General features: G+C 64.7%; 2 protein-coding genes. Both read left to right on the top strand.

Going from position 1 to position 675, the window contains the following annotated elements; all coding sequences use genetic code 11:
- On the top strand, window positions 1-379 hold a 379-nt coding region (locus NS334_RS17925; protein ID WP_083500556.1), incomplete at its 5' end, for a hypothetical protein.
- The coding region (locus tag NS334_RS16425) for a peptidylprolyl isomerase (protein WP_058756981.1) at window positions 355-675 on the top strand (321 nt) is incomplete at its 3' end. The genes NS334_RS17925 and NS334_RS16425, both read left to right, overlap by 25 nt.

Genomic DNA, 675 nt, shown 5'->3' with positions numbered 1-675 from the left:
GTCCGGACCGGCGGCAGCCGAGCCGGAGCAACTCAATACGATCAGGGACGTTGTTCTTGCCATCCACCGCTGCTGGCGGCCGCCGCCGCCGGACAAGGCCGGCCCGGTCGACATTACCGTCATTGTCAGCTTCAACCGTGAAGGCGCGATCCTCGGCCATCCCAGGATCAGCTATGAATCGGAGGAAGCGACCGACAACGACCGGATTGCATACCGGGTCGCCGTGATGGAGGCGTTGCAACGCTGCACGCCGATGCCATTTACCGAGAGCCTCGGCGGCGCGGTGGCTGGCCGCCCATTCGCGATCCCATTCAGGAATAAGAAATATCCACCCCGAAGCCAGGAGAAGCGAGCATGGCTGCTACCGAAAATACTCTGATCCTCGAAACCACCCAGGGCCCGGTCACGATCGAGATGCGCCCGGATCTCGCGCCCGGCCACGTCGCGCGGATCAAGGAGCTGGTGCGCGAGGGCTTCTACGACGGCATCGTGTTCCACCGCGTGATCGACGGCTTCATGGCGCAGACCGGCTGTCCGCAGGGCACCGGCATGGGCGGCTCCGGCAAGAAGCTGAAGGCCGAGTTCAACAAGGAGCCGCATGTCCGCGGCACCGCCTCGATGGCCCGCGCCGCCAACCCGGATTCCGGCGACAGCCAGTTCTTCATCTGCTTCGAC

This window comes from Sphingomonas endophytica (genome assembly GCF_001476895.1).
GTDB lineage: Bacteria > Pseudomonadota > Alphaproteobacteria > Sphingomonadales > Sphingomonadaceae > Sphingomonas > Sphingomonas endophytica_A.
This window is presented reverse-complemented; position numbering and strand designations above follow the sequence as displayed.